The organism is Streptomyces sp. NPDC051051 (genome assembly GCF_040682975.1).
Lineage (GTDB): Bacteria > Actinomycetota > Actinomycetes > Streptomycetales > Streptomycetaceae > Streptomyces.
In genome coordinates this window covers 41705-64734 of the sequence record NZ_JBFBCB010000045.1, presented here as the reverse complement: position 1 = coordinate 64734, position 23030 = coordinate 41705, and the positions used below count along the sequence as shown (strand labels likewise).

The window sequence follows — 23030 nt, the reverse complement described above, 5'->3', positions numbered from 1 at the left end:
TATCGGGGCGACCCTCCGCCTTGCGATCGCACGCACCAGACGCCGCCGGGCCTGCCCTTCGGGCAGACGACGCTACTTTCGAAACACGCCCTAGCTCTCGCCCGCGAAGTCCCGAAGGGCGCGTTCCACGATGGCCTCCAGCTGCTCGTGGTGCGCGCCCTTCCAGTACGCCCGCCCGCAGTCCAGGCACCGCGCGAACACGTCGTACGACTTCCGGGTGCCGCCCTTGAGCTGGTCGGCGACCTCCTCCTTGGTGGCCTCGCGCAGCAGCCCGTTGCAGGCGGTGCAGCGCGTCCAGGGGCGCAGCTCGGGGGCGAACCGGTCCAGGACGTCCCGGAGCTGCTCCTCGGGGCCGGTGCTGTAGACGAAGGCGCCCGCCCACAGCTCACGGCGGCGCAGCAGACCGCGGTCGCGGCTCAGCATCACCCGCCGCTCGGCCGCCGAGCGGGCCGCGAGCGCCGGGTCGCCGATGTCGGCCGACTCGTACGCCGTGTCCACGCCGAGCAGCCGCAGCCGGCGGGCGAGGGTGCCGAGGTGGACGTCGAGGAGGAAGCGCAGCGGGGCGCCCGGCACCCGCTGGGGGCGGGCGACGGGGCGCACGTCCACCGACTCGCCGTCGGCCGGGACGTGCGAGACCGGTACCTCGCGGCCGTCGACGAACAGGGTGCCGACCTCCGTGAGGGGCACCCCGAGGGACTCGACGACATGGCCGAGGGTGGAGACGCCGTCGACGGCGAGGGCGGTGGCGCCGGCCCGCCGGGCGGGCGGGACGAACAGGGCCAGCTCGGGGGCGACTTCGACGCGGATCTCGGGTGCGTTCACCTGGTCAGGATGGCACGGGGAGGCGGCGGGACCTCAGGGATTTTCCTTGCCGAGGCCGTGTTCCAGGACGTTCAGCGCGCGGTCGACGAGGGCGGCGAAGTCGCCCTGGTGGCCGTTCTCGGCCCAGTACAGGGAGGCCTCCATCAGGCCGCCGACGAAGGACATCGCGTAGACGCGGACCTCCAGGCTGTCGGGGTCGCGGCCGGTGCGCTCGGCGAGCGCGACGCAGATCGTGCGGCCGGTGACCGACATGCTCTCCATCATCCGCGAGCGCACCGCCGGGACCTCGACCATCAGCCGGGTGCGCAGCCGCGCCACGCGCGGCTCCTCCGCGACGCCGACCCGCGCGGCCGCCAGCATCACGTGCCGGATGGTGTCCGTCCACGGCTCGTCCGCGGGCCGGGCCCGCAGTTCCTCCCTCAGGACCGGGTCGTACTCGTCCGTGAGGACGATGTCCTCCTTGGTCGGGAAGTAGCGGAAGACGGTCGACGGCGACACCTCGGCCCGCTCGGCGATCTGCTCGACCGTCGTCGCCTCGTACCCCTGCTCCTCGACCAGCGCGTACATCGCGGAGCGGATCGCCTCGCGCGTCTTGATCTTCTTGCGTTCGCGGAGCCCGAGGTGGGGGCGGTCGGCGGGGGAGAGCGGGGAGCGTGCGGCCGTCATGGTGGTCATTGTCGGGGATCGGCCTTCGGAGCGACCAGGTCAGGGGCGTGGGCGGGGGTCCGGTTACCGCGCACGGTCCCCGGCAGGGACGCGGCCGCCGGCGGGGGGACGACGTACGCGTCCGCAGTCCCCCCGCTGCTGGACGCCGGGGGGACTCCCAGCCGCTCCCCTCGGAGGCGCCGAGGTCACGAGCTGTCCTTTCGCGCGCACGGAAAAGGGCCACGGCTCGAAAGCCGTGGCCCTGGGGAGGGGGTGGGGAGCTATCCGTGCTGGTAGGCGACCAGCGAGATGCCCACGTAGTGCGTGATGAACGCGGCCAGGGTGAGGGAGTGGAACACCTCGTGGAAGCCGAACCAGCGGGGTGACGGGTTCGGGCGCTTGATGCCGTAGATCACGCCGCCCGCGCTGTAGAGGAGGCCGCCGACGATGACCAGGACCAGCACGGCGATCCCGCCCGTGCGCATGAAGTCGGGCAGGAAGAAGACGGCCGCCCAGCCCATCGCGATGTAGCAGGGCGTGTACAGCCAGCGCGGGGCGCCGACCCAGAAGACCCGGAAGACGATCCCCGCCGCGGCGGCGGCCCAGATGCCCCAGAGCAGCACCTCGCCCTTGGCGCCCGGCAGGAGCAGCATCGTCAGCGGCGTGTAGGTGCCCGCGATGATCAGGAAGATGTTGGCGTGGTCCAGGCGGCGCAGGACGCCGTCCATGCGGGGGCTCCAGTCGCCCCGGTGGTAGAGCGCGCTCACGCCGAACAGCAGGCAGGCGGTGAGGGCGAAGACGCCGCAGGCGATACGGCCCCTCGTGGAGTCGGCGAGTGCGGTGAGCACGAGGCCCGCGACCAGGGCGGCGGGGAACATGGCGAGGTGCAGCCAGCCGCGCAGCCTGGGTTTGACCGGATGCGGCAGGGAGAGCGCGACGGGACCGCGGCCGGCGGCCGGCGTGTCCGTACGCGCGTCGGGGGCGGACGCAGTCATGCGTTCCATCGTACCTACGGAACCGTAAGTTACGGCTCGCCGGGGTGAGGTGAACGACGGGGATGGTCATCGTCTCATGCCCCCGATCGGGCGCCCGGGGGTGCGGCGGGCGTCGGCGGGGGCGTACGTGGCGAGCCTCACGCCGCTCATCTGTGACGCCCTCTGGACAGATGCACGCACACGTCGGATGATCAAATGAGTGCGGTCGGCACCGGATGAGCGCTCAGCAGCTCGCTGCGAAGCATCCGGGTCGCGGCCCCCACGGGGCAAAAAAGGAAAAAATCCCTCACCTAGGAGCGATCGTGGCGCGCGACATCGCGGCTCCCCCCGTCATCCCCACCCAGCACCAGGAACTGATCTCGTGGGTCAACGAGATCGCCGAACTGACGCAGCCGGACAACGTGGTCTGGTGTGACGGATCCGAGGCCGAGTACCGGCGGCTGTGCGAGGAGCTGGTGGAGAAGGGCACCTTCCGCAGGCTCGACCCCGTCAAGCGCCCCGACTCCTACTACGCGGCGTCCGACCCGACCGATGTCGCCCGGGTCGAGGACCGCACCTTCATCTGCTCCGAGAAGGAGGAGGACGCGGGCCCGACCAACCACTGGAAGGCCCCCGCCGAGATGCGGGAGATCTTCGCCGGTGAGAAGGGCGTCTTCCGCGGCTCGATGAAGGGCCGGACGATGTACGTCGTCCCGTTCTGCATGGGCCCCCTCGGCTCGGACCTCTCCGCGATCGGCGTCGAGATCACCGACTCCGCCTACGTCGCCGTGTCCATGCGCACCATGACCCGCATGGGACAGCCCGTCCTCGACGAACTCGGCTCCGACGGCTTCTTCGTGCGTGCCGTGCACACGCTCGGGGCGCCGCTGGCCGAGGGCGAGGCGGACGTCCCCTGGCCGTGCAACACCACCAAGTACATCTCGCACTTCCCCGAGACCCGCGAGATCTGGTCCTACGGCTCCGGCTACGGCGGCAACGCCCTGCTCGGCAAGAAGTGCTACGCCCTGCGCATCGCCTCCGTCATGGCCCGCGACGAGGGCTGGCTCGCCGAGCACATGCTGATCCTCAAGCTGACCCCGCCGCACGGCGAGCCGAAGTACGTCGCCGCCGCCTTCCCGAGCGCCTGCGGCAAGACGAACCTCGCCATGCTGGAGCCGACCACCCGCGGCTGGACCGTCGAGACCATCGGCGACGACATCGCCTGGATGCGGTTCGGCGAGGACGGCCGGCTGTACGCCATCAACCCCGAGGCGGGCTTCTTCGGCGTCGCGCCCGGCACCGGTGAGCACACCAACGCCAACGCGATGAAGACGCTGTGGGGCAACGCGGTCTTCACCAACGTCGCCCTCACCGACGACGGCGACGTGTGGTGGGAGGGCATGACCGAGGAGCCGCCCGCCCACCTCACGGACTGGAAGGGCAACGACTGGACCCCGGAGTCGGGGACCCCGGCCGCCCACCCCAACGCCCGCTTCACCGTCCCCGCCTCGCAGTGCCCGATCATCGCGCCCGAGTGGGAGGACCCCAAGGGCGTGCCGATCTCGGCGATCCTCTTCGGCGGCCGGCGCGCCACCGCCGTACCGCTGGTGACGGAGTCCTTCGACTGGAACCACGGCGTCTTCCTCGGCGCCAACGTGGCCTCCGAGAAGACCGCCGCCGCCGAGGGCAAGGTAGGCGAGCTGCGCCGCGACCCCTTCGCCATGCTGCCGTTCTGCGGCTACAACATGGGCGACTACATGGGCCACTGGGTCGACGTCGCCAAGGACAAGGACCAGGCGAAGCTCCCGAAGATCTACTACGTCAACTGGTTCCGCAAGGACGACGACGGCAGGTTCGTCTGGCCCGGCTTCGGTGAGAACTCCCGCGTCCTGAAGTGGATCGTGGAGCGCCTGGACGGCAAGGCCGAGGGCGTCGAGACACCGATCGGCATCCTGCCGGCGCCGGGCGCCCTGGACACCGAGGGCCTCGACCTGGACGGGAAGGACCTCGACTTCCTCCTCACCGTCGACAAGGAGATCTGGCGCGAGGAGGCCGCCCTGATCCCCGACCACCTCAACACCTTCGGCGACCACACGCCGAAGGAGCTGTGGGACGAGTACCGCGCTCTGGTGCAGCGCCTGGGCTGACCAGCCCCCCATACGCCGCGGCCGGTTCCGATTGTGCCCTGACCAGCAACATCGTCACGGCCGGCCGCGGTGACAGCACCACGGACCGGCGAGGCCCCGCACAACGGCGTGGGGGGCCCAGGGCCTGTCGTCGCCCACCCGTCAGCCCCGACGGGACGGGCGGCGGCAGGCCTTCGCCCTTGTCACGCCCTACTTCGAGCGGTCCTCCAGGTACCGGGTGTGCGCCTCCTGCCGCCGCGCCTCCGTCTCGCGCAGTCCCGCCGCCAGCCGCTCCGCCTCCTCGTGCAGCAGCGCCAACTGCCGCTCCAGGTGCCGCTCCGGCGGTTCCTGGCCCGGTGCGAGCCGCGTCCACCAGCGGGTCCGCACGAACGTGTCGACCGCCTCCGGCACGTCCTGACGCACCGCCCGCGACAGCGCGTGCACCGCCTCCGGGTCCTGGGCGAGGATCTCGGTGACCCAGCCCGGGTCCAGCAACGCGGCCAGCAGCTCCGTCAGTTCGGTGAGCCGGCCGGCCGCCGCGGGCGGCAGTTCGACGTCCGCGAGGTAGCCCTGAATCCGGCGGAAGTCGTCCCGCACCTCGTCGAGCTGCGCGGAGGGGTCCGGGAAGTCCGGCGGCGCGGGCCGTTCCGGCGGCGCGATCAGCGCGCCCGCCCCGTACAGGCCGACGACCACGACCGGCCAGTACGGCCCGGCCACGCCCGTGAAGGTCAGCACCAGGCCGGCCAGCCCGCATCCGCTGCCGGCGATGTTCTTGCGGGACTCCAGATAGCCCACGAACCTACTGGTAGCCACGGATCTCCTCGAAGGCGCCGTCCAGCGAGCCCTGCCGGGCGTCGAAGAGGCGGCCGCCGGTCAGCTCGGCGATGTGCTCCAGTTCCGCGCGGTCGGAGTCGCCGAACAGGATGGGGAAGACGGGGATGTTCCGGCGGTCGCCGGACAGCCGGCGGTAGAAGGCGTCGAAGTCGCCCGCGTCGGCGCCCGCGGTGTTCTCGCCGTCCGTCATCAGCACGATCGACGTGAACGTGCCGGTGCCGGTGCCGAGATGGTCGTACGCCTTCTCCAGGGAGGTGAAGATCGCGGTGTCGCCGTCGGCCTCCAGGCTCTCGGTGTCGCCGCGGATCGCGGCGAGTCCCCGGTCCGGGTCGGCGGGGTCGACGACGTGCGTGCGCACGCTCTTCACGTCCGAGCCGAACGGCATCAGGGTGACCTCCTCGCGGTCGCGGAAGTCGCCGGTGAGGCCGGCGAGGGCCGCCTTCAGCCCGTCGAGGCGGCCGCCCTCCATCGATCCGGAGGTGTCGAGGACGTACACCGTCCGCGAGGGGCGGCGCAGCTCGTTCTCGTAGGCGTCGAGCAGGCCGTCGGCGACGGACCGGGTGCCGGGGAAGGGCAGTTCGCGCCGCCGGCCGGTGTCGAGGCCCGCCGCGGGCGGCACGGAGGCGACGACCGGACGGCGGTGGGTGCGGTCGGTGATCAGCCGCTGCACGGCGTCCGTGCGCAGCGCCTCGGCCACCCGGCGCACGTCCTCGCGGGTCGTCGCGCCGGTGCCGGAGAGGGAGGAGAGGGGGTAGTCGGCGGTGACGACGCCGTCCGTCGGGCGGATCACGGTCAGGTCCGGGATGCCCTCGAGGACGGACTCGTAGTTGAGCAGTGCGTCGACGTCACCGCGGCGTGCGTACGCGTCGGCCAGCCAGCCCGAGGAGCCCGAGGTCAGCTTCTGCCCCTGGAAGAACTCCTTCAGCCGGGGACGGGCCTTGGTCACGTCCGCGTCGGTGAGCGCGGACTGGGCGCCGGAGAGCGCGGAGGCGACCGAGACCAGTGTGGAGAAACCGGAGTTGGAGCGGGCCGGGTCGGTCATGCCGTAGGTGAGCCGCCCGTCCCGGACGGCCCGGTCGATCTGCGACCAGGTGACCTCGGCCGGCTTCCAGCCCAGCTTCCGGGCCGTGGCGGTCCGGACGCCGACGGCGACCGGGCTGGACATGACGGGGGTCTCCGACAGGACCCGCTTCGCCGCGTCCGGGCGCAGCCGCAGATAGTCGTTGGAGGACAGCCAGACGGCGTCGTAGCGGCCGTCGGCCTTGCCGCCGGCCAGCAGGTCCACGGCGTCGAGGGTGCCCATGTAGGTGGGCCGGAGCGTGACCCCGGTGTCCTTCGCGACCCGCTCGAAGACCGGTGTCATGTCGCTGAGTTCGCTGGAGGCCAGGACGCGCAGGGTGCCCGGCTCGGGGGCGCCCGCGTCCTTCTCCTTCCCCTTCTCCTGGGCGGCCGTGCACGCGGTCAGCAGGGCGACGGCGGCGAGCAGGGCGGCGGCCGGCCGTCTCATCCGAGGCCCCCTTCCAGCGCGCCCTGCGAGCGGCTGCGGTCCAGACGGGCGCTCGCCTGCCGGAGTTCGGAGGTCAGGTTCTCCACCGTCACCGCCATCGCCTCGGTGGCCTGCACCTTGTACGTGTCGATGGCGTCGAGGGTGCGGTAGATCTGCTGGAAGGCGGTCCGCAGGGTCTCGGCCCCCACCGCCGGGTCGGCCGCGATGCGCTGGATCTCCCCGCTCTGCGTCGCCAGCATCTCCGCGTTGCCCCGGATCAGGTCCTCGGTGGTCCCGCGCAGGGCGTCGACCTGCTCGGCGACCTTCTTCTGGTTGTCCAGCGCCGAGGCCAGCATCACGGAGATCCGCAGCGCCGACACGGTCGTCGTGGCCGCCCGGTCGACCCCCTTGATCAGCTCGTCGTTGTTGCGGCGTACGACGTCCATGGCGAGGTATCCCTGTGCGCACACCGCGAGCTGGGTGAGCAGATCCTGGTGCTTCTGCCGGACCGGGAAGAGGACGTCGGCGCGCAGGGTGTCGGCCTGCGCGGGGTCGGTGGCCCCGACGCCGGCGACGTGCCGCTCGACGGCGTCGTCCAGGGCCTCGGTCAGGACGACGTACTCCTGGAGCTTGCCCATGGTCTCCCACAGGCGGACCCGCTCGGTCTGCAGTGCGGCGTTGTCGCGGCGCAGTTCGTCCTGGCCGCCCCGCAGCGAGCCGACGATGTTGTTCAACGTGCCTTGCGCGGAAGCGTACTTGGCGACGTGGTCGCGCAGCCGGTTGCCGCCGGGAAGCCGGGACAGGAACCTGCGGCCCTTGCTCGCGGGCAGGTCCCGCGGGTCCAGGTCCTCGACCACGCGCCGCAGTTCGACGAGCGAGCCGGCCACCTTCGACGAGGCGTCCCCGCCCTTGTCGGGCAGGCTGCGCACGGTGCGCTCCAGCATCCGGTTGGACTGCGTGGTCGCGGTGCGCATCTCGCCGGCGCCCAGCGCGGTGATCTCGCCGACCTTGCCGGCGAACTCGGGCGAGCGGGCGTCCAGGGCGGCCAGGCCGTCGACGTACGCGGCGGCCTTGGCGGCCATGTCGGTGCGGACCCGGTCGTCGACCGGCACGAGTCCGCCGGCCCTCTCCCGCGGCACGGCCGTCACGACCTCCGGCGGGGTGAGGGTGAAGTCGCTTTCTGCGGTGCTCACTTGGCGTGTCCCCCTTGTCCGCGCGCCCGTCGCGCCAGTTCGTGCAGCACCGCGGAGGTGGGCACGGGCGCCTGGCGGACGCCGGTCAGCTGCTGCTTGAGATAGGCGGTGCGCTGCGCGGTGGCCGCCGCGAACTCGGCGAGGTCGCCCTGCGGACGGAAGCCGTGCCGCACGGCCAGCTTGCGCAATCGCGGTTCGCTGCCGAGGAGTTCGGCGACGTCCTTGCCCCGCTCGGTGAGCGGTACGACGGTGTGGTCGCTGTTGACCGTGGTGTCCGGGTAGAGGAGGACCAGGTCCTCGGGGTCGGGCTGCCCGTCGAGGAGAGCGGCCACCTGGGACTCGTAGACGAGGACGAGGGGATTGCCGGCGCCGCTGACGAAGTCCCGGAAGGCCGCGTCGGTGCTGGACTGCTGGGCACCCTGCACGCTGACCAGCTTGCGCAGCAGCGGCGCGGTCCCCGCGATCTCGCCGTCGCTCGCGACCACCTTGCCGCCGTTGGCGACGTAGGAGGCGGCGGCCAGGTAGAGGGCACCGGAGTTGGAGCTCTCCGGGTCGGTGCTGGAGATGTAGAGGGTGCCGGTCAGCTCCCCGTACGCCGCGGCGCCCTCGAGCTGCTGCCAGGTGCGGTCGTGTCCGGCCGCGTCGAGGAAGGCGGCCATGTCCAGCGTGCCGCGGCTCTTTCCGTCGAGCGTGGCCAGCCCGTTCCCGGCGAGCACCTCGGCGGCCCCGCGGTGGGCCACGACGACGAGCGGCGAGTAGAACGGGCGGGGGAGGGTCCCCGTGACCTTGTACTTGGCGGCGAGTTCGGCGGCGGGCGCCTGGCTGGACGGGAAGGCGAGGTCGAATCCCGCCAGGTCCAGTCCCTCCATGGCCCAGGACCCGGAGGTCTCGGCCCGCACGGTGTAGCCCTTGGCGGCGAGGGCCTTCACCACGTCCGGATCCGCGAAGAACTCGGCCTTCTCCGATCCGATGACCATCCGCACGGTCTTCGTTGCCGTGCCTGTCTCCTCGTTGTCCCGGCCTGCGACGACGGCGGCCACCACGCCACCGATCAGCAGCACCGCGAGGACGATTCCTGCGATACGTCTCACGCCGGGAGCGTGCTCCCGGAATCGCACATTCCCGGGTGACCGGGATGAACGGAGGGTGAAGGACCGGACCCGGAATGCAACAGGAACCGGCCCTTCCTGTTGTGGACCTGCGGCCGTCGGGGCCTGGCTCAGTTCGCGCTGTTCCCGGCCTTGCCGTAGCGGCGGAAGTCGGCGGTGTCGACCGTCCAGGGGCCGAAGGGGACTCTGTCGCCGTAGATGTACGGGTCCTTGCGCGTGTACCGGCCCTTGCAGGGCTCGGAGTGCACCTCGACGGTGCCGGTGCGCGGGTCCACGATCAGGTAGTGCTCGATGCCCATGGCAGGGTAGTCGGCGAGCTTTTCGATGTAGGCGTTGTTCGGGTTGGACGGCGAGATGATCTCGACGACCGCGAGCACCTGCACGGCGTCGACGGCGAGACCCTCTTCGTCAAGGGCATCCTCGGGGATGACGGCGGCGTCGGGGAGACGCATGCGGCCGATACCGGGGTGCTCGATCTCGGGGCCGTTCGCACAGATGTACCCCGGGTGGGTACTGAGAAGTTGTACGTCCAGTTGCTTGCAGATGCGGCGGATCGTGCCCTCATGGCGCTTCGACGGGCACATCGTGGCCAGTATCGGGCCGGACGGGCCGATCTCGACGCTCCAGGCCCCTTCGAGGCGCTCGGCGTAGGCCCCGAGTTCCTCGGCGATCGCGCGCATCTTCGCGTACTCCATGCCCATGCACTCAGAGTACGGAGACTGTGGCGCCCGGTCCGCGCGTCGCTGCGGGTGCACGCGGACCGGGGCCGTTCGGGGGGACCCGGTGGGGTCAGGCGGTGGCGGTCAGGGTGTCGGCCGCCAGGGCCGCGGTGTGGGCGTCCATGCGCTCGGCCGCGAGGATCGCCGCGGCCGTGTCGGCGCGGGACGCGGCGACGACCAGAGCGCGTCCGGCGAGGGTGTGGGCCCGGCGGTGCAGGGCCGCGGACCGGGTGGTGCCGGCGGTCGTGGTGCGGACCGGCGGCCTGCCTCCCCGCAGCCGGGCGACCTGCTGCGCGAGCCGTTCGGCCGCGGTGTCCAGGTCGCAGGACGGGGTCCGGGCGCGCAGTTCGTCGGTGACGGCGAGCAGTGCCGCGAGATGGCCCGCGAGCTGGATGTCCAGCTCCTCCTCGCGCGTCCGGTGGGGGAAGTCGGAGGTGCCGGCCATCGTGCTGTGCACCGACTTGGTGCGGATCGGTTCGTACATGAGATGGCCTCCCGTGTGCTGACAGGAAACCATCCTAGCTTGGAATTCGTCTAAAGTTGAGTTGATCTCGGGAGCGGATGCGGCCGCTCACCGGGCGTGACCGGGCCCGGCCGTCGGGGACGTCCCTCAGGGCTGGCCGTAACCTTCCAGGAAGCGCCCGATCCGTCCGACCGCGTCCCGCAGATCCGTCACCGTGGGCAGCGTGACCACCCGGAAGTGGTCGGGTTCCGGCCAGTTGAAGCCGGTGCCCTGCACCACCATGATCTTCTCCTGGCGCAGCAGGTCGAGGACCATCCGCCGGTCGTCCTTGATCTTGAAGACCGACGGGTCCAGGCGCGGGAAGAGGTACAGCGCCCCCTTCGGCCGCACGCACGTCACCCCCGGGATCTGCGTCAGCAGCTCGTACGCCGTGTCCATCTGCTCCTTGAGCCGCCCGCCCGGCAGTACCAGCTCGTTGATCGTCTGCCGCCCGCTGAGCGCGGCCACCACCCCGTGCTGACCCGGCATGTTCGCGCACAGGCGCATGTTCGCCAGTATCGTCAGGCCCTCGATGTAGGAGTCGGCGTGGGCGCGCGGCCCCGAGATCGACATCCAGCCCACCCGGTACCCGGCCACCCGGTACGCCTTCGACATGCCGTTGAAGGTGAGGGTGAGCAGGTCCGGCGCGACCTTGGCGGTCGGGGTGTGCGTGGTGCCGTCGTAGAGGATCTTGTCGTAGATCTCGTCCGAGCAGACCAGCAGGTTGTGCCGGCGGGCGATGTCGGTCAGGCCCCGGACCATCGCCTCGTCGTACACCGCGCCCGTCGGGTTGTTCGGGTTGATGATGACGATCGCCTTGGTGCGGTCGGTGACCTTGCGCTCGATGTCCGCGAGGTCCGGCATCCAGTCGGCCTGCTCGTCGCAGCGGTAGTGCACGGCGGTGCCGCCGGAGAGCGCCACGGCGGCGGTCCACAGGGGGTAGTCGGGCGCCGGGACGAGGACCTCGTCGCCGTCGTCCAGCAGGCCCTGCATCGCCATCACGATCAGCTCGGAGACGCCGTTGCCGATGAAGACGTGCTCGACGTCCGTCTCGATGCCCAGCGTCTGGTTGTGCATGACCACGGCGCGGCGCGCGGCCAGCAGGCCCTTGGCGTCGCCGTAGCCGTGCGCCGAGGAGACGTTGCGGAGGATGTCCTCCAGGATCTCCGGTGGGCAGTCGAAGCCGAACGCGGCCGGATTGCCCGTGTTCAGCTTGAGGATGCGGTGCCCCGCCGCCTCCAGACGCATCGCCTCTTCGAGAACCGGGCCCCGGATCTCGTAACAGACATTGCTGAGCTTGGTCGACTGGATCACCTGCATGTCTGGGAGCTTACGGCTCGGTAACGCTCCTCGGGGCGTGTTTTCCGCCACGTGAGACGTCGGGTTTGCGGCGATATCGCCGCCCGCTGTCCCGGAGCGCCCCCGCCTCTCTACAATCCCCGGCCATGTCCAGGCCAGGTGAGAGCGCGAACCCCCCGGTTCAGCCGAACGTGTACCTCCCGTACGCCGAGACCGACCCGCCGCCCTACGAGGCGTACCGGGATCCGGCCGCGGCGCACGGGTGGGAGAACGCCTACGACGAGACGAGCGAGCTGCCGCGCGTCGCGGAGGTGCCCGGCCCGCAGGGACGCGACCCGCAGGTCTTCGATCCGCAGGTCTCCGACCCGCAGTCGTCCGGCGGCCGCGCGGACCGTCGGCGGGCCGCCCGGCGGCCCCGGCGCGCGCTCGCCGCCGTCGGCGCGGTCGGTGCCGTCTCCGTGGCCGCGCTGGTCGCGGGCTTCGCGTTCTCCGGATCGCCGGACGACGCGGAGCAGGGGCGGCCGGCGGACACCCGGTCGGCTCCGGTGGAGACGGCCGGAGCGGGGGTCGAGGAGTCCCCGTCCCCCACCCGGGGGACGGACGCCGGGCCGACGGCCGGGACGTCCCCCACCGCGGCCCGGCCCACTGCCTCGTCGGACACCGAGGTCTCCGGGCCGACGGCGGCGGCGTCCCCTTCGGCGGCCCCCGCGACGAGCTCCGCACCCGCCGAGGCCGGTACCACCCCGACGGCCGACTCCGGCAGGGGGAATGCCAAAGGGCGTGGCAAAGGGCAGAGGTAGAGGGGGCCGGGAGAGCGCCGGCCCGCCCTGAACCGTCCGGCGTACCGGCCGCCGCCGGCGACCCCGCCCGCCTGCTCGTGGGCCTTGCCTGCCCGGCGGTCCCGGACCGCGTCCCTCGCCGGCGTGCACCGGCTCGCGCCGGCCCCGCGAGCCCCTGTCGGTCGACGGCGCCTCCCGGCCGGCCCCGTGGCGGATGCCCGCCGGCGGCCGGCCGGTCCCGCCGGCGCCGGGCGACTCCGTGAGGGCTTCGAGGCGGCTCCCGCCTGCTTCCGGCGTCTTCCCGCGGCTGAAAAGTGATCCTTGTCCTCCCCCCTCCCTGCGCTAACAATGCGCATGACAAAAAGCGCGCTTGATCCGTCGCGCGTGACACAGCACCGGCGGCCGGAAGATCTCCGGTCGTCCTGTCGTCAGAGGGGACCCCCCACATGAGAAAGCCTCTCGTCGCCGCGCTCATCGCCCTGGCCATCGCCGGGGCCGGCGCGGCGCCCGCGGTCGCGGCGCCCGTGAGCGAGGCGCCCGCCGGCGAGGCGTCGGCGGTCGTGAACACGGCGCCGGCCGTCGCGGACGCGGCGGACACGAAGGCGGCCGCGTCACCGTCCCTGCAGGCCGTCACCCTGGCCGGGACCGTGGCGCTGAGCAACTGTTCCGGCTCCCTGATCCGCTTCCCGAACTCCCTGGACACCGCCCCGGCACTGGTCCTCACCAACGGCCACTGCCTGGAGACGGGATTCCCGACGCCGGGCCAGGTCCTCGTGAACCGGACCTCCAGCCGCACCTTCGGGCTGCTCAACTCCGCCGGCACCCGGGTCGCGACCCTGCGCGCCGGCAAGCTCGCCTACGGGACGATGACCGACACGGACGCGGCGGTCTACCAGCTCACCAGCACGTACGCGACGATCCGCAGCTCCTACGGCATCAGCGCGCTCACCGTGCAGGACACGCACCCCACCGCCGGCACCGCGATCACCGTCGCCTCCGGCTACTGGAAGCGGCTCTACAGCTGCAACATCGACGGGTTCGTGTACCGCGTCAAGGAGGGCGACTGGACCTGGAAGGACTCGGTCCGCTACACCCCCGCCTGCCAGACCATCGGCGGCACCTCCGGCTCGCCGGTGGTCGACCAGGCCACCGGCAAGGTCGTGGCCGTCAACAACACCGGCAACGAGGACGGCGGGTCCTGCACGGTGAACAACCCCTGCGAGGTCGACGCGAGCGGCAACGTCACCGTCCGCCAGGGCATCAACTACGCCCAGGAGACCTACCAGTTCCCCGCCTGCTTCACGACCGGCAACCAGCTGAACCTGAGCGCCGCCGGGTGCGCCCTGCCCAAACCGTAGGGCGATCCGTAAGGCAAGCCGTAGGGCGACGCGCGGGGGCGGTCCGTCACCCGGACACGGGAGTGCGGCGGACCGCCCGTCCCGCCAGTACGTCCGTGCGCCGGCCGTCCTCGATGACGAACCGGCCGTCGACAAGGACGTACGGGATGCCGGTGGGCGGCGTGCGCGGCGCGTCGTAGGACGAGCCCGCCGCCACCGTCCGCGGGTCGAACAGGACCAGGTCCGCCCGGTACCCCTCGCGGACCAGGCCCCGGTCCGGCAGCCGCAGCCGGGCCGCCGGGCGGCCGGTGAGGTGGGCGACGCAACTCTCCAGCGACAGCACCCCCGACTCCCGCACGTACCGACCGAGGTACTGCGGGAAGGTGCCGTACGCGCGCGGGTGGGGCTTGGTGCCCTGGAGGATGCCGTCCGAGCCGCCGGTGTGCACCCGGTGGCGCATGATCGCGCGGACGTTCTCCTCGTGGCCGACGTGCTGGAGGATCGCCGTGGCGAGCCGGTCCTCGACCAGCAGCCGGCGGGCGGTCGTCCAGGGCGTCTCGCCGCGCAGCGCCGCCGACTCCCGGACCGTACGGCCGACGTACGCGTCCAGGGCGGCGCTGCCGACACCCGAGATCTCGACGGTGTCCCAGTCGACCGGCACGCCGTGGCAGCCGTCCGAGCCCACCGTCTCCAGGTCGTGCCGGATCCGCTCGGCGGTCACCTCGTCCGTCAGCCGGCGCAGGATCTCCCGCGGGCCGCCCTCGCTCGCCCAGCTCGGCAGCAGCGCCGCCAGGGTGGTGCAGCCGGCGGTGTAGGGATAGGTGTCGAGGGTGATGTCGGCCCCGGCGGCCAGCGCCTCGTCCAGCAGGGCCAGCAGCTCGGGCGCCCGGCCCTCGTTCACCCCGAAGTTCATGGTGGCGTGGGCGAGGTGGAGCGCGCAGCCCGCCCGCCGGGCCAGCTCGACCATCTCCGCGTACGCCTCCAGGGCCCCGGCGCCGTAGGAGCGGTGGTGCGGGCAGTAGTAGCCGCCGTACGAGGCCACCACCCGGCACAGCTCGGTCAGTTCGGCGTTCCCGGCGTACATGCCGGGCGTGTAGGTCAGCCCGGAGGACAGGCCGACCGCGCCCTGCTCCAGGCCCTCGGCGACCAGTTGCCGCATCCGGTCCAGTTCGCGGGGGGTCGCCTCGCGGTCGTCCCAGCCGACGACGAGCGCGCGGACCGTGCCCTGGGGGATCAGATAGGCGGCGTTGACGGCGATGCCGCGGTCCAGCCGGTCGAGGTACTCGCCCACCGACCGCCAGTCGAAGTCGACGTCGTCGCCGGGGCCGTTCCAGCCGGCGATGGACCGGCGCACCCCGTCGAGCGTGCGGTCGTCGACGGGCGCGTACGACAGGCCGTCCTGGCCCAGCACCTCCAGGGTGACGCCCTGCGCGGCCTTCGCGCCGTGGTCGGGGTCGCGCAGCAGGGCGAGGTCGCTGTGGGCGTGCATGTCGATGAAGCCGGGGGACAGGACCAGCCCCTCGGCGTCCAGTTCGCGGACCGCCTTCGGGCGCTGGCAGCCCGCGGCCGCGGCCTCCTTGACGATCGAGACGATCCGGCCGCCGTCGACCACCACGTCGGCGCGGTAGGAGTCCGCGCCCGTGCCGTCGACGACGTCCGCGTCCCGGATGACCAGAGCTTCCACGACCGGCCTCCTAGAAGAACGTACGGATGTAGTCGACGACCGTGCCGTCCGCCTCGGCGAGCGGGATCAGCTGCCACTTGTCGAAGGACGTGCACGGGTGGGACAGGCCGAGGCCCACCCAGTCGCCCACCTCCAGGTCGGCGTCCGGTGCCGTCCGCAGCCAGGCGTGCTGGTCGGACAGGGCGGTGACGTCGATGCCGGCCGCCGGGCGTTCGCCGCCGTCCCGCCGCACGACCTGAGCGACGGGCAGGTCGAGGTCGTGGGCGGCGTCCCGCTTGCCCGCGTTCACGAAGGCCTGCTCGGCGGACGGCCGGGACACCACCTGCGCCCAGAGCCGGAACGCCGGCTCCAGGGCGCCCTCCTCGGGGACGCGGTTGAAGGGCGTGATCCTCCCGTAGTGGCCGTCGTCGTGCGAGACGTAGGCGCCGGAACGCAGCAACTTCAGGACCGGCAGCGAGAGTTCGGGGATCGTGGCGAAGACGTCCGCGACCGCGTCGAACCAGGCGCTGCCGCCCGCGCTGACGACGATCTCCTCCGCGCCGGCGAACCGCCCCGCCCTGTCGAGGTCCGCGGCCAGCGCCACCAGCCGGCGCAGCCAGGCGTGCACGCGCTCCGGGTCGGCCCGCGGCACCTCGCCCTCGTAGCCGGCGACGCCCACCAGCCGCAGGGTCGGCGCGGCGGCCACCGCGTCCGCGACCGCCGCGCAGCCGGCCTCCGTGCGGACCCCCGTGCGGGCGTCCTCGCCCGCGGCCAGTTCCACGACCACGTCGAGCGGGCGGGCCGCCCCGCGCAGTGCCGCGTCCATCAGCTCCACCCCGCGCACGGAGTCGACGTAGCAGACGAAGGAGTACCCGGGGTCGGCGGCGAGGTCCGCCGCGATGCCGCGCAGGGCCGCCGGGTCCACCAGTTCGTTGGCGAGGAAGATCCGCCGGACGCCGAACGCCCGCGCCACGCGGACCTGGTGGGGGGCGGCGAGGGTGATGCCCCAGGCGCCGTGCTCGATCTGCCGCCGGAACAGCCGGGGCGCCATGGAGGTCTTGCCGTGCGGGGCGAACGCGAGCCCGTGCCGGGTCGCGTACGTCTCCATCAGCCGCAGGTTGTGCTCCAGGCGCTCGGCGGACAGCGCGAGGACGGGGGTGGTGAAACCGCCGGTGAAGAGGTTGCGGCGCTGGGCGGCCAGTTCGCCGACCGTCAGACCGTCGGCGTCCGGCGGCAGGCCCTTGAAGCGGTGGTCGACGCGCTCCTGCGCGAGCCGCGCGAGCGCTTCGGTCCCGGGATCGAGGGCCATACGAGCCTCCAGAAGTGGTGTGTTGCACTATGTGCAACGCTCATTGCGTATGCCGCTTACCGCTGTCTAACATCTCGGCCAACGCGGGGTCAACGGAGCCGACCCGCACCGACCAGGGAGCTACGACGATCGTGACCGCCGACGGACCCCGCAACGCCCCCGACGTCGTGGACGTCGTCGCGCTCGGCGAGTCCATGGTCACCTTCCTGCCCTCCCGGCCCGGCCGCCTCGCCGACGTCCCCTCCTTCGACCGGGCCATCGGCGGCGCCGAGTCCAACGTGGCCTGCGTGCTGGCCGCCGCCGGTCACTCGGCGCGCTGGGTCAGCCGCGTCGGCGCCGACGGGTTCGGCGACCACCTGGTCGAGACGATCGGGGCGTACGGCGTCGACGTCACCGCCGTCCGGCGGGACCCGGCGCGGCCGACCGGCGTGTACTTCCGCACCGCCGGGGACCGGGCGACCGACGCCCACGAGGTGGCGTACTACCGGGCCGGTTCGGCGGCCTCCGCGATGACGACGGGCAACGTGGACCTCACGGCCGCGCGGGCCGGCCGCGTCCTGCACCTCACCGGCATCACCGCCGCCCTCTCCGGGGAGTGCCGCGCACTGCTCCGCGAGCTGACGGCGCCCCGCCCCGGCCGGCCCCTGGTCTCCTTCGACGTCAACCACCGCCCCGGACTCTGGCGGGACGGCGACGATCCGCGCGTCCTGCTGGAGCCGGCCCGCGGCGCGGACCTCGTGTTCGTCGGGGAGGACGAGGCGCAGGAGGCGTGGGGCCTGCACGGGGCCGAGGCCGTCCGCCGCGCCCTGCCCGGCCCCGCCACGCTCGTCGTCAAGCAGGGCGGACACGGGGCCACCGTCCTCGGCACCGGCCGCGTCGCCTTCGTCCCCGCCCCCCGCGTCGACGTCGTCGCCGCCGTCGGCGCCGGGGACGCCTTCGCCGCCGGGTTCCTCTCCGCCACCCTGCGCGGCCTGCCGGTGAAGGACCGCCTGCGCCACGGACACCTCTGGGCCGCCGCCGCCCTGACCGTCCCCGGCGACCTCGCCGTGCCCCCGGCCCGCGACCACGCCGACCGCCTCGCCGCCCTCGACGACGAAGCGTGGGGGAGACTTCGACTCGGCCCCGGCTGGACGCAAGCCGCGGCGGCCACCGAGGAGGTACGCACCCCATGAGCCAGACCGTCGACCGCGCCCTGAGCATCCTGCCCCTGCTCGCCGAGGGCCCCGCCGACCTCGGACAGGTCGCCGACCGTCTCGGCGTCCACAAGTCCACGGCCCTGCGGCTGCTGCGGACCCTGCACGAGCACGGGCTCGTCTACCGGCAGTCCGACCAGCGCTACCGGCTCGGCGCCCGCCTCTTCGCCCTCGCCCAGGAGGCGATGGAGAACCTCGACATCCGCGAGATCGCCCACCCCCACCTGGCACGGCTCAACGAACGGTGCGGACACACCGTGCACCTCGCCGTGTACGAGGAGGGCGAGGTCCTCTACATCGACAAGGTGGAGAGCCGCTACCCGGTGCGGATGTACTCGCGGATCGGCAAGCCGGTCGCCATCACCGTCGCCGCGGTCGCCAAGCTGCTCCTGGCCGACCTGCCCGAGCCCGAGCGGCGCACGGTCGCCGAACGGCTCGACTACCCCCTCTACACGGCCCGTTCCACCCCCGACGCGCCCGCTTTCCTGCGGGAGCTGGCGAAGGTGCGCGAACAGGGCTGGGCCACCGACCTCGGCGGCCACGAGGAGTCCATCAACTGCGTCGCCGCACCGATCCGCGGCGCCGACGGCCGGGTGGTCGCCGCGATGTCGGTCTCCGCGCCGAACGTCGTCGTCACCGCCGACGAACTCCTCACCCTGCTCCCGCAGGTGCGCCGCACCGCGGACGACATCAGCGGCGAGTACTCCGGCAGGACCTGAAGCGAAGGACACCGTACGACCATGACCGACAAGACCGCGCTCACGCCGAAGACCCACACCGCTCCGCCCGCGAAGTTCTCGCACGGCGTGCGGAAGGGCAACATCCTCCAGGTCGCCGGGCAGGTCGGCTTCCTGCCCGCCGAGGAGGGCAGGCCCCCCACACCGGCCGGCCCCACCCTGCGCGAGCAGACCCTCCAGACCCTCGCCAACGTCAAGGCGATCCTGGAGGAGGGCGGCGCGAGCTGGGACGACGTGATGATGATCCGCGTCTACCTGACCGACGTCGACCACTTCGCCGAGATGAACGACCTCTACAACGCCTACTTCGAGGAGCAGGCGCTCACCGCCCCGCCCGCCGCGCGCACGACCGTCTACGTCGGTCTCCCCGCGGGCCTCCTCATCGAGATCGACGCGCTCGCCGTCCTCGGCTGAGCCCTCGACCGAACCCCCGGCCGATCCCGGCTCCCCGACGACCCGCGAACTCCCGCCCCCCGCAGCCCACTTCGCGCACCCCGCACGCCGCAACCCACTTCGCGCACCCCGCACCCCGCACGACGGCACGGCGGCCCCCGACCCGGGGGCGCGCCGTGCCGCGATCCGCCCTGCCCGAAAGCTCCATGCACCCACGCAGAGGACCCCCGAATGCCCCACCCCCTGGCGGCCGCCGCCGAAGCCCCACCCCACACCGGCGGACTGCTCCTGCTCATCGACGGCACGGCCGGACTGCTCACGGTCGCCGCCCTCGGCATCGCCCTGCTGCTCGTCCTGATCATCAAGGTCAGGCTCCAGCCGTTCGTCGCCCTGCTCGCCGTCTCCATAGCCGTCGGCCTGTCGGCCGGGCTGTCCGTCACCGAACTCTTCGGCACCGTCCAGCGTTCGGAAGCCGTCTCCACCATCGAGTCGGGCATGGGCGGCATCCTCGGCCACGTCGCCGTCATCATCGGCCTCGGCACCATGCTCGGCGCGGTCCTCGAGGTCAGCGGCGGCGCCGAGGTACTGGCCTCCCGGCTCCTCGGCCTCTTCGGCGAGAAGCGGGCGCCCCTCGCGATGGGCGTGACCGGCCTCGTCTTCGGCATCCCCGTCTTCTTCGACGTCGGCATCTTCGTCCTCGCGCCGATCGTCTACGCCGCCGCCAAGCGCAGCGGCAGGTCGATCCTGCTGTACTGCCTGCCGCTGCTCGCCGGCCTGTCGATGACCCACGCCTTCCTGCCCCCGCACCCGGGCCCGGTGGCGGCCGCCGGGCTCCTCCACGTCGACCTCGGCTGGGTCATCCTCATGGGCGTCGTCTGCGGCATCCCCGCGGTCCTGGCCGCCTGGGCGTACTCCGCGTGGATCGGACGCCGCCTCTTCGTCGCCGTACCCCAGGACATGGTCGAGGCGGCGGCGGAGGCCCGGTCGGCCGTCGTCGAGGAGCAGCGGGCGCAGGGCGTCGTCCCGCGCGAGGACCCGGTGCCGCTGGGCACGGTCCTCGGCATCATCGGCACGCCGCTGGTGCTGATCCTCGCGGCCACCTTCTCCTCGATCACCCTGGACCCCTCCACCACGCGCTCGGTGATCGAGTTCTTCGGCAGCCCCTTCGTCGCCCTCACGATCGCCCTGTTCCTGGCCTACCACCTGCTCGGCATCCGGCGCGGCTGGTCCCGCAAGTCCCTGGAGACCGTCTCCACGGCCTCGCTGAAGCCGGTCGGCAACATCCTGCTGGTCGTCGGCGCGGGCGGGGTCTTCGGCGCCGTCCTCAAGGCGAGCGGCGTGGCGCAGGCCCTCTCGGACACCTTCGACGACGCCGGCCTGCCGGTGCTGGTGCTGTCGTACCTGATCTCGGTGGTGCTGCGGGTGGCCCAGGGCTCGGCGACGGTGGCGATCGTGACGACGGCGGGCATCGTGGCGCCGCTGCTCACCGGGGGCGACCACTCGCAGGCCTTCGTCGCCCTCGTCATCATGGCGATCTCCGCCGGCTCGATCTTCGCCTCGCACGTCAACGACGGCGGCTTCTGGATGGTCGCCAAGTACTTCGGCATCAGCGAGCGGGACACCCTGCGGACGTGGACCGTGCTGGAGACGGTGCTGTCCGTCGTCGGCTTCGCCGTGGCGGCCGTATTGAGCCTGTTCGTCTAGCCGCGGCCGCTTGCTCGCGTGTAGGCGTCTCATAACGAAGTTGGGGGCTGGCTGTGTCCGGCACAGGATCTTCGACCATACTGCCCGCTGTGGAGCAGCGCATAGGTTCGAGCAGCCAGCCCCTGGAGGGCGCCGGATTCGATCCGGCATTCATCCCCGGGCTCACGTCGCCCGTGACCGCGGAGCCGAAGGACGCCAGGCCGAAGGGCGACGCGGAGGAGGACGGGGCGGTCGCCGCCCCGGACGTCTCCGACGGCGCACCGGCCGAAGTGACCGCCTCGGCCGGGGAGTCGGAGGAGCCGGAGCCGGAGGCGACGCCGGACGGCCCCGTCTTCGAGGCCGCCGACCGCCGGGCGCGCATCGTCGCCGACGCCCGGGGCGTCCGCCTCCGCCTCGACGAGGAGGAGTGCGAGTTCCGCTGGGAGGAGATCGGCGCGATCGAGACGGAGACCCCGCGGTTCGGGAAGCGGTTCACCATCACGGTGCACACCCCTGACCGCCGCTGGTACCCGATCGAGATCGAGGCGACGGCCAGGGGCCGCTTCAAGGAGTGGGACGAGCAGCTGGACGCGGTCCTCGACGCCTACTTCGAGGAAGCGGCCGACCGCGAGGACTCCGCGTCCGACTCCGCGTCCGACGCCAGGCCGGACGCGGAGTCCGACGCCGACTAGCGGGCGCCGTCAGCCGCAGTACTGGGCCTGCTTGCCGATCGATCGGTACATGCAGTCCGAGTTCTCCAGCAGTTGCAGCACCGCGTCCTTGTTGCGCGCGGTCTCCCGCTCGATGACCTCGTCGGGCGGGTAGAACCCGCCGCCGCCCGACGAGCCCGGGTACATCTCGAAGGTGTACGAGAAGATCTTGTGCGTGCCCCAGAGGTAGTCGTCGATCGACCCGTCCGTGATGTACAGGTCGCTCGACTGCTCCGGGGTGTACCCGTTGCTGGCGGCCATCGACCGGCCGACCGTGGCGAAGGCGTTGCGGTCGTCCGCGGTCATCCCGGTGGCGGTGTCGGCGGTGGTGTACCCGAAGGGCCACAGCACCAGTTCGCTGTAGGTGTGGAAGTCGATGCCCGACTTGATCTGCTGGACGCCGCCCACGACCCGGCTGCGCACGAAGTCGGCGACGACCTTCACCTCGGGCGCCGACTCGGCCGCCGCACCCCGGTAGGTCTCGGAGGACGTCGAGCCCGAGGAGCCGCCGCAGCAGCCCCACCGGTAGGCCCAGTTGCGGTTGAGGTCCGTGCCGACGGCCGTGGAGCCGGAGTTGGGCTGGCGGTTCTTGCGCCACGACCGGTAGGAGCCGGTGGCGACGTCGTACTCGCCGCCGTCCGGGTTGAGGTCGGGCACGATCCAGATCTCGCGGTTGTTCACCATGCTGGTGATGCGGGAGTCGGTGCCGTAGCCGGCGCCCAGCTCGCGGATCAGGTACAGGGCCATCTCCACGGTCAGGTGCTCACGGGCGTGCTGGTGGTGGGTGAACAGCACCTCGGGCTCGGCCTCGTCGGTGCCGACGTTGTCGCTGATCTTGACGGCGACGATGTTGCGGCCCTGGTAGGAGGTGCCGATCACCCGCTTGCTGATGATGTTCGGGTAGGCCGCGATGCGCTGGTCGATCTCCGCGGTCATCTCGGCGTAGTTGTGGTAGCGCGAGTCGGCGGAGGGGAAGTCGTGGAGCCGGGTCTCGCCCTCGGCGGTGCGGTCCGGGGCGGCGCCCGGCGCGGCGACCTCGTAGCCCTGCGCGCGCAGCTTCCTGATCTGGTCCGCGCGGCCGGAGACGACGACGGTCTCCTCGTCGGCCTCGTCCACGCTCACCCCGGCCCGGGCGATCGCGGTGCGCATCTCGGGCGTGCTGTGGTGGACGTGGATCTCGTACTGGCGGATGTCGTCGGCGGAGGGTGCCGCCTGCACGGCGCCGCCGGCCGCCGCGTTCGTGGCCGTCGCCGAGATCGGCGCGGCGAGGGCGAGGGCCATCAGGGCGGCCAGCGCGGCGGTTCGTCTGCCGCCGCGGCCGCGGACGAGGCCTGCGCCGCGTGTGCGGAGTCGCATGGGGTCTCCTCGGTTCTCCAGAAGTCCGGGATCGCCGGACACGTGGGGGATGGAGCGGTGTGGAGCTGCGTGCGAGGTGCGGTGCGCCTGCGGTGCGGTGCTTCCGCGGTGCGGCGCGTCTGTGGTGCTGTGTGCTCGCTGTGCACGGGTGCGGGGTGCCG

The 23030-nt window shown here is 72.4% G+C and carries 21 protein-coding genes; 8 read left to right on the top strand and 13 right to left on the bottom strand.

Annotated features, from left to right (window positions below):
• Window positions 1-90 precede the first annotated feature (90 nt).
• From AB0N31_RS28485 to AB0N31_RS28475, 3 genes are all read right to left on the bottom strand, one after another.
• On the bottom strand, window positions 91-822 hold the full coding sequence (locus tag AB0N31_RS28485; protein WP_366061302.1) for a Mut7-C RNAse domain-containing protein: 732 nt from the start codon (window positions 820-822) through the stop codon (window positions 91-93).
• Window positions 823-855: 33 nt separating this feature from the next.
• On the bottom strand, window positions 856-1497 hold the full coding sequence (locus AB0N31_RS28480) for a TetR family transcriptional regulator (RefSeq protein WP_366061301.1): 642 nt from the start codon (window positions 1495-1497) through the stop codon (window positions 856-858).
• Between the two features lie 251 nt (window positions 1498-1748).
• Window positions 1749-2462, bottom strand: coding sequence for a hemolysin III family protein (locus AB0N31_RS28475; RefSeq protein ID WP_366061300.1), 714 nt, complete (start codon window positions 2460-2462; stop codon window positions 1749-1751).
• A gap of 302 nt (window positions 2463-2764) precedes the next feature.
• On the opposite strand from AB0N31_RS28475, the gene AB0N31_RS28470 reads away from it, so the two are divergent.
• Complete coding sequence (locus AB0N31_RS28470) at window positions 2765-4588, top strand: phosphoenolpyruvate carboxykinase (GTP) (protein ID WP_366061299.1); 1824 nt, start codon at window positions 2765-2767, stop codon at window positions 4586-4588.
• A gap of 189 nt (window positions 4589-4777) precedes the next feature.
• On the opposite strand, the gene AB0N31_RS28465 is transcribed toward AB0N31_RS28470, so the two are convergent.
• The 7 genes from AB0N31_RS28465 to AB0N31_RS28435 all read right to left on the bottom strand — a co-directional run bounded on the left by AB0N31_RS28465 (window position 4778) and on the right by AB0N31_RS28435 (window position 11730).
• Complete coding sequence (locus tag AB0N31_RS28465) at window positions 4778-5380, bottom strand: hypothetical protein (protein ID WP_366061298.1); 603 nt, start codon at window positions 5378-5380, stop codon at window positions 4778-4780.
• Window positions 5367-6908: a VWA domain-containing protein gene (locus AB0N31_RS28460; protein ID WP_366061297.1), complete on the bottom strand. Its 1542-nt coding sequence runs from the start codon at window positions 6906-6908 to the stop codon at window positions 5367-5369. The genes AB0N31_RS28465 and AB0N31_RS28460 overlap by 14 nt, the downstream gene beginning before the upstream one ends.
• Window positions 6905-8080, bottom strand: coding sequence for a toxic anion resistance protein (locus tag AB0N31_RS28455; RefSeq protein WP_366061296.1), 1176 nt, complete (start codon window positions 8078-8080; stop codon window positions 6905-6907). The genes AB0N31_RS28460 and AB0N31_RS28455 overlap by 4 nt, the downstream gene beginning before the upstream one ends.
• A complete protein-coding gene (locus tag AB0N31_RS28450) occupies window positions 8077-9171 on the bottom strand; it encodes a substrate-binding domain-containing protein (protein ID WP_366061295.1) in 1095 nt (364 codons plus the stop codon). Before AB0N31_RS28450 ends, AB0N31_RS28455 begins: the two co-directional genes overlap by 4 nt.
• A 128-nt stretch (window positions 9172-9299) precedes the next feature.
• Window positions 9300-9884: a Uma2 family endonuclease gene (locus AB0N31_RS28445; RefSeq protein ID WP_366061304.1), complete on the bottom strand. Its 585-nt coding sequence runs from the start codon at window positions 9882-9884 to the stop codon at window positions 9300-9302.
• A 94-nt stretch (window positions 9885-9978) separates the two neighbouring features.
• Entirely contained in the window at window positions 9979-10392 is a 414-nt protein-coding gene (locus AB0N31_RS28440; RefSeq protein ID WP_366061294.1) for a hypothetical protein, read from the bottom strand.
• A 126-nt stretch (window positions 10393-10518) separates the two neighbouring features.
• Window positions 10519-11730 (bottom strand): pyridoxal phosphate-dependent aminotransferase, encoded by a 1212-nt coding sequence (locus AB0N31_RS28435; RefSeq protein ID WP_366061293.1) that lies wholly within the window; start codon window positions 11728-11730, stop codon window positions 10519-10521.
• Between the two features lie 125 nt (window positions 11731-11855).
• On the opposite strand from AB0N31_RS28435, the gene AB0N31_RS28430 reads away from it, so the two are divergent.
• Both AB0N31_RS28430 and AB0N31_RS28425 read left to right on the top strand, forming a co-directional pair.
• Window positions 11856-12509 carry a hypothetical protein gene (locus tag AB0N31_RS28430; protein WP_366061292.1) on the top strand — a complete coding sequence of 218 codons (654 nt, stop codon included), beginning with the start codon at window positions 11856-11858 and terminating at the stop codon, window positions 12507-12509.
• 425 nt (window positions 12510-12934) lie between these two features.
• Entirely contained in the window at window positions 12935-13846 is a 912-nt protein-coding gene (locus tag AB0N31_RS28425) for a serine protease (protein ID WP_366061291.1), read from the top strand.
• A 46-nt stretch (window positions 13847-13892) separates the two neighbouring features.
• Here the strand turns inward: AB0N31_RS28425 and AB0N31_RS28420 are convergent, their stop codons facing one another.
• A complete protein-coding gene (locus AB0N31_RS28420; protein ID WP_366061290.1) occupies window positions 13893-15509 on the bottom strand; it encodes a D-aminoacylase in 1617 nt (538 codons plus the stop codon).
• A gap of 10 nt (window positions 15510-15519) precedes the next feature.
• A complete protein-coding gene (locus AB0N31_RS28415; protein WP_366061289.1) occupies window positions 15520-16797 on the bottom strand; it encodes an amino acid deaminase in 1278 nt (425 codons plus the stop codon).
• 131 nt (window positions 16798-16928) lie between these two features.
• On the opposite strand from AB0N31_RS28415, the gene AB0N31_RS28410 reads away from it, so the two are divergent.
• The 5 genes from AB0N31_RS28410 to AB0N31_RS28390 all read left to right on the top strand — a co-directional run bounded on the left by AB0N31_RS28410 (window position 16929) and on the right by AB0N31_RS28390 (window position 21495).
• Window positions 16929-17969: a sugar kinase gene (locus tag AB0N31_RS28410; protein ID WP_366061288.1), complete on the top strand. Its 1041-nt coding sequence runs from the start codon at window positions 16929-16931 to the stop codon at window positions 17967-17969.
• Window positions 17966-18709 carry an IclR family transcriptional regulator gene (locus tag AB0N31_RS28405; protein WP_366061287.1) on the top strand — a complete coding sequence of 248 codons (744 nt, stop codon included), beginning with the start codon at window positions 17966-17968 and terminating at the stop codon, window positions 18707-18709. Before AB0N31_RS28410 ends, AB0N31_RS28405 begins: the two co-directional genes overlap by 4 nt.
• Window positions 18710-18730: 21 nt before the next feature.
• Complete coding sequence (locus AB0N31_RS28400) at window positions 18731-19141, top strand: RidA family protein (protein ID WP_366061286.1); 411 nt, start codon at window positions 18731-18733, stop codon at window positions 19139-19141.
• 210 nt (window positions 19142-19351) lie between these two features.
• Window positions 19352-20824: a gluconate:H+ symporter gene (locus AB0N31_RS28395; RefSeq protein ID WP_366061285.1), complete on the top strand. Its 1473-nt coding sequence runs from the start codon at window positions 19352-19354 to the stop codon at window positions 20822-20824.
• Between the two features lie 89 nt (window positions 20825-20913).
• Complete coding sequence (locus AB0N31_RS28390) at window positions 20914-21495, top strand: hypothetical protein (RefSeq protein WP_366061284.1); 582 nt, start codon at window positions 20914-20916, stop codon at window positions 21493-21495.
• A 9-nt stretch (window positions 21496-21504) separates the two neighbouring features.
• Here AB0N31_RS28390 and AB0N31_RS28385 read toward each other — a convergent pair whose 3' ends face one another.
• The gene (locus AB0N31_RS28385) at window positions 21505-22869 is read right to left on the bottom strand and encodes a M14 family metallopeptidase (protein ID WP_366061283.1); all 1365 of its coding nucleotides are present in this window, start codon (window positions 22867-22869) and stop codon (window positions 21505-21507) included.
• Window positions 22870-23030 lie beyond the last annotated feature (161 nt).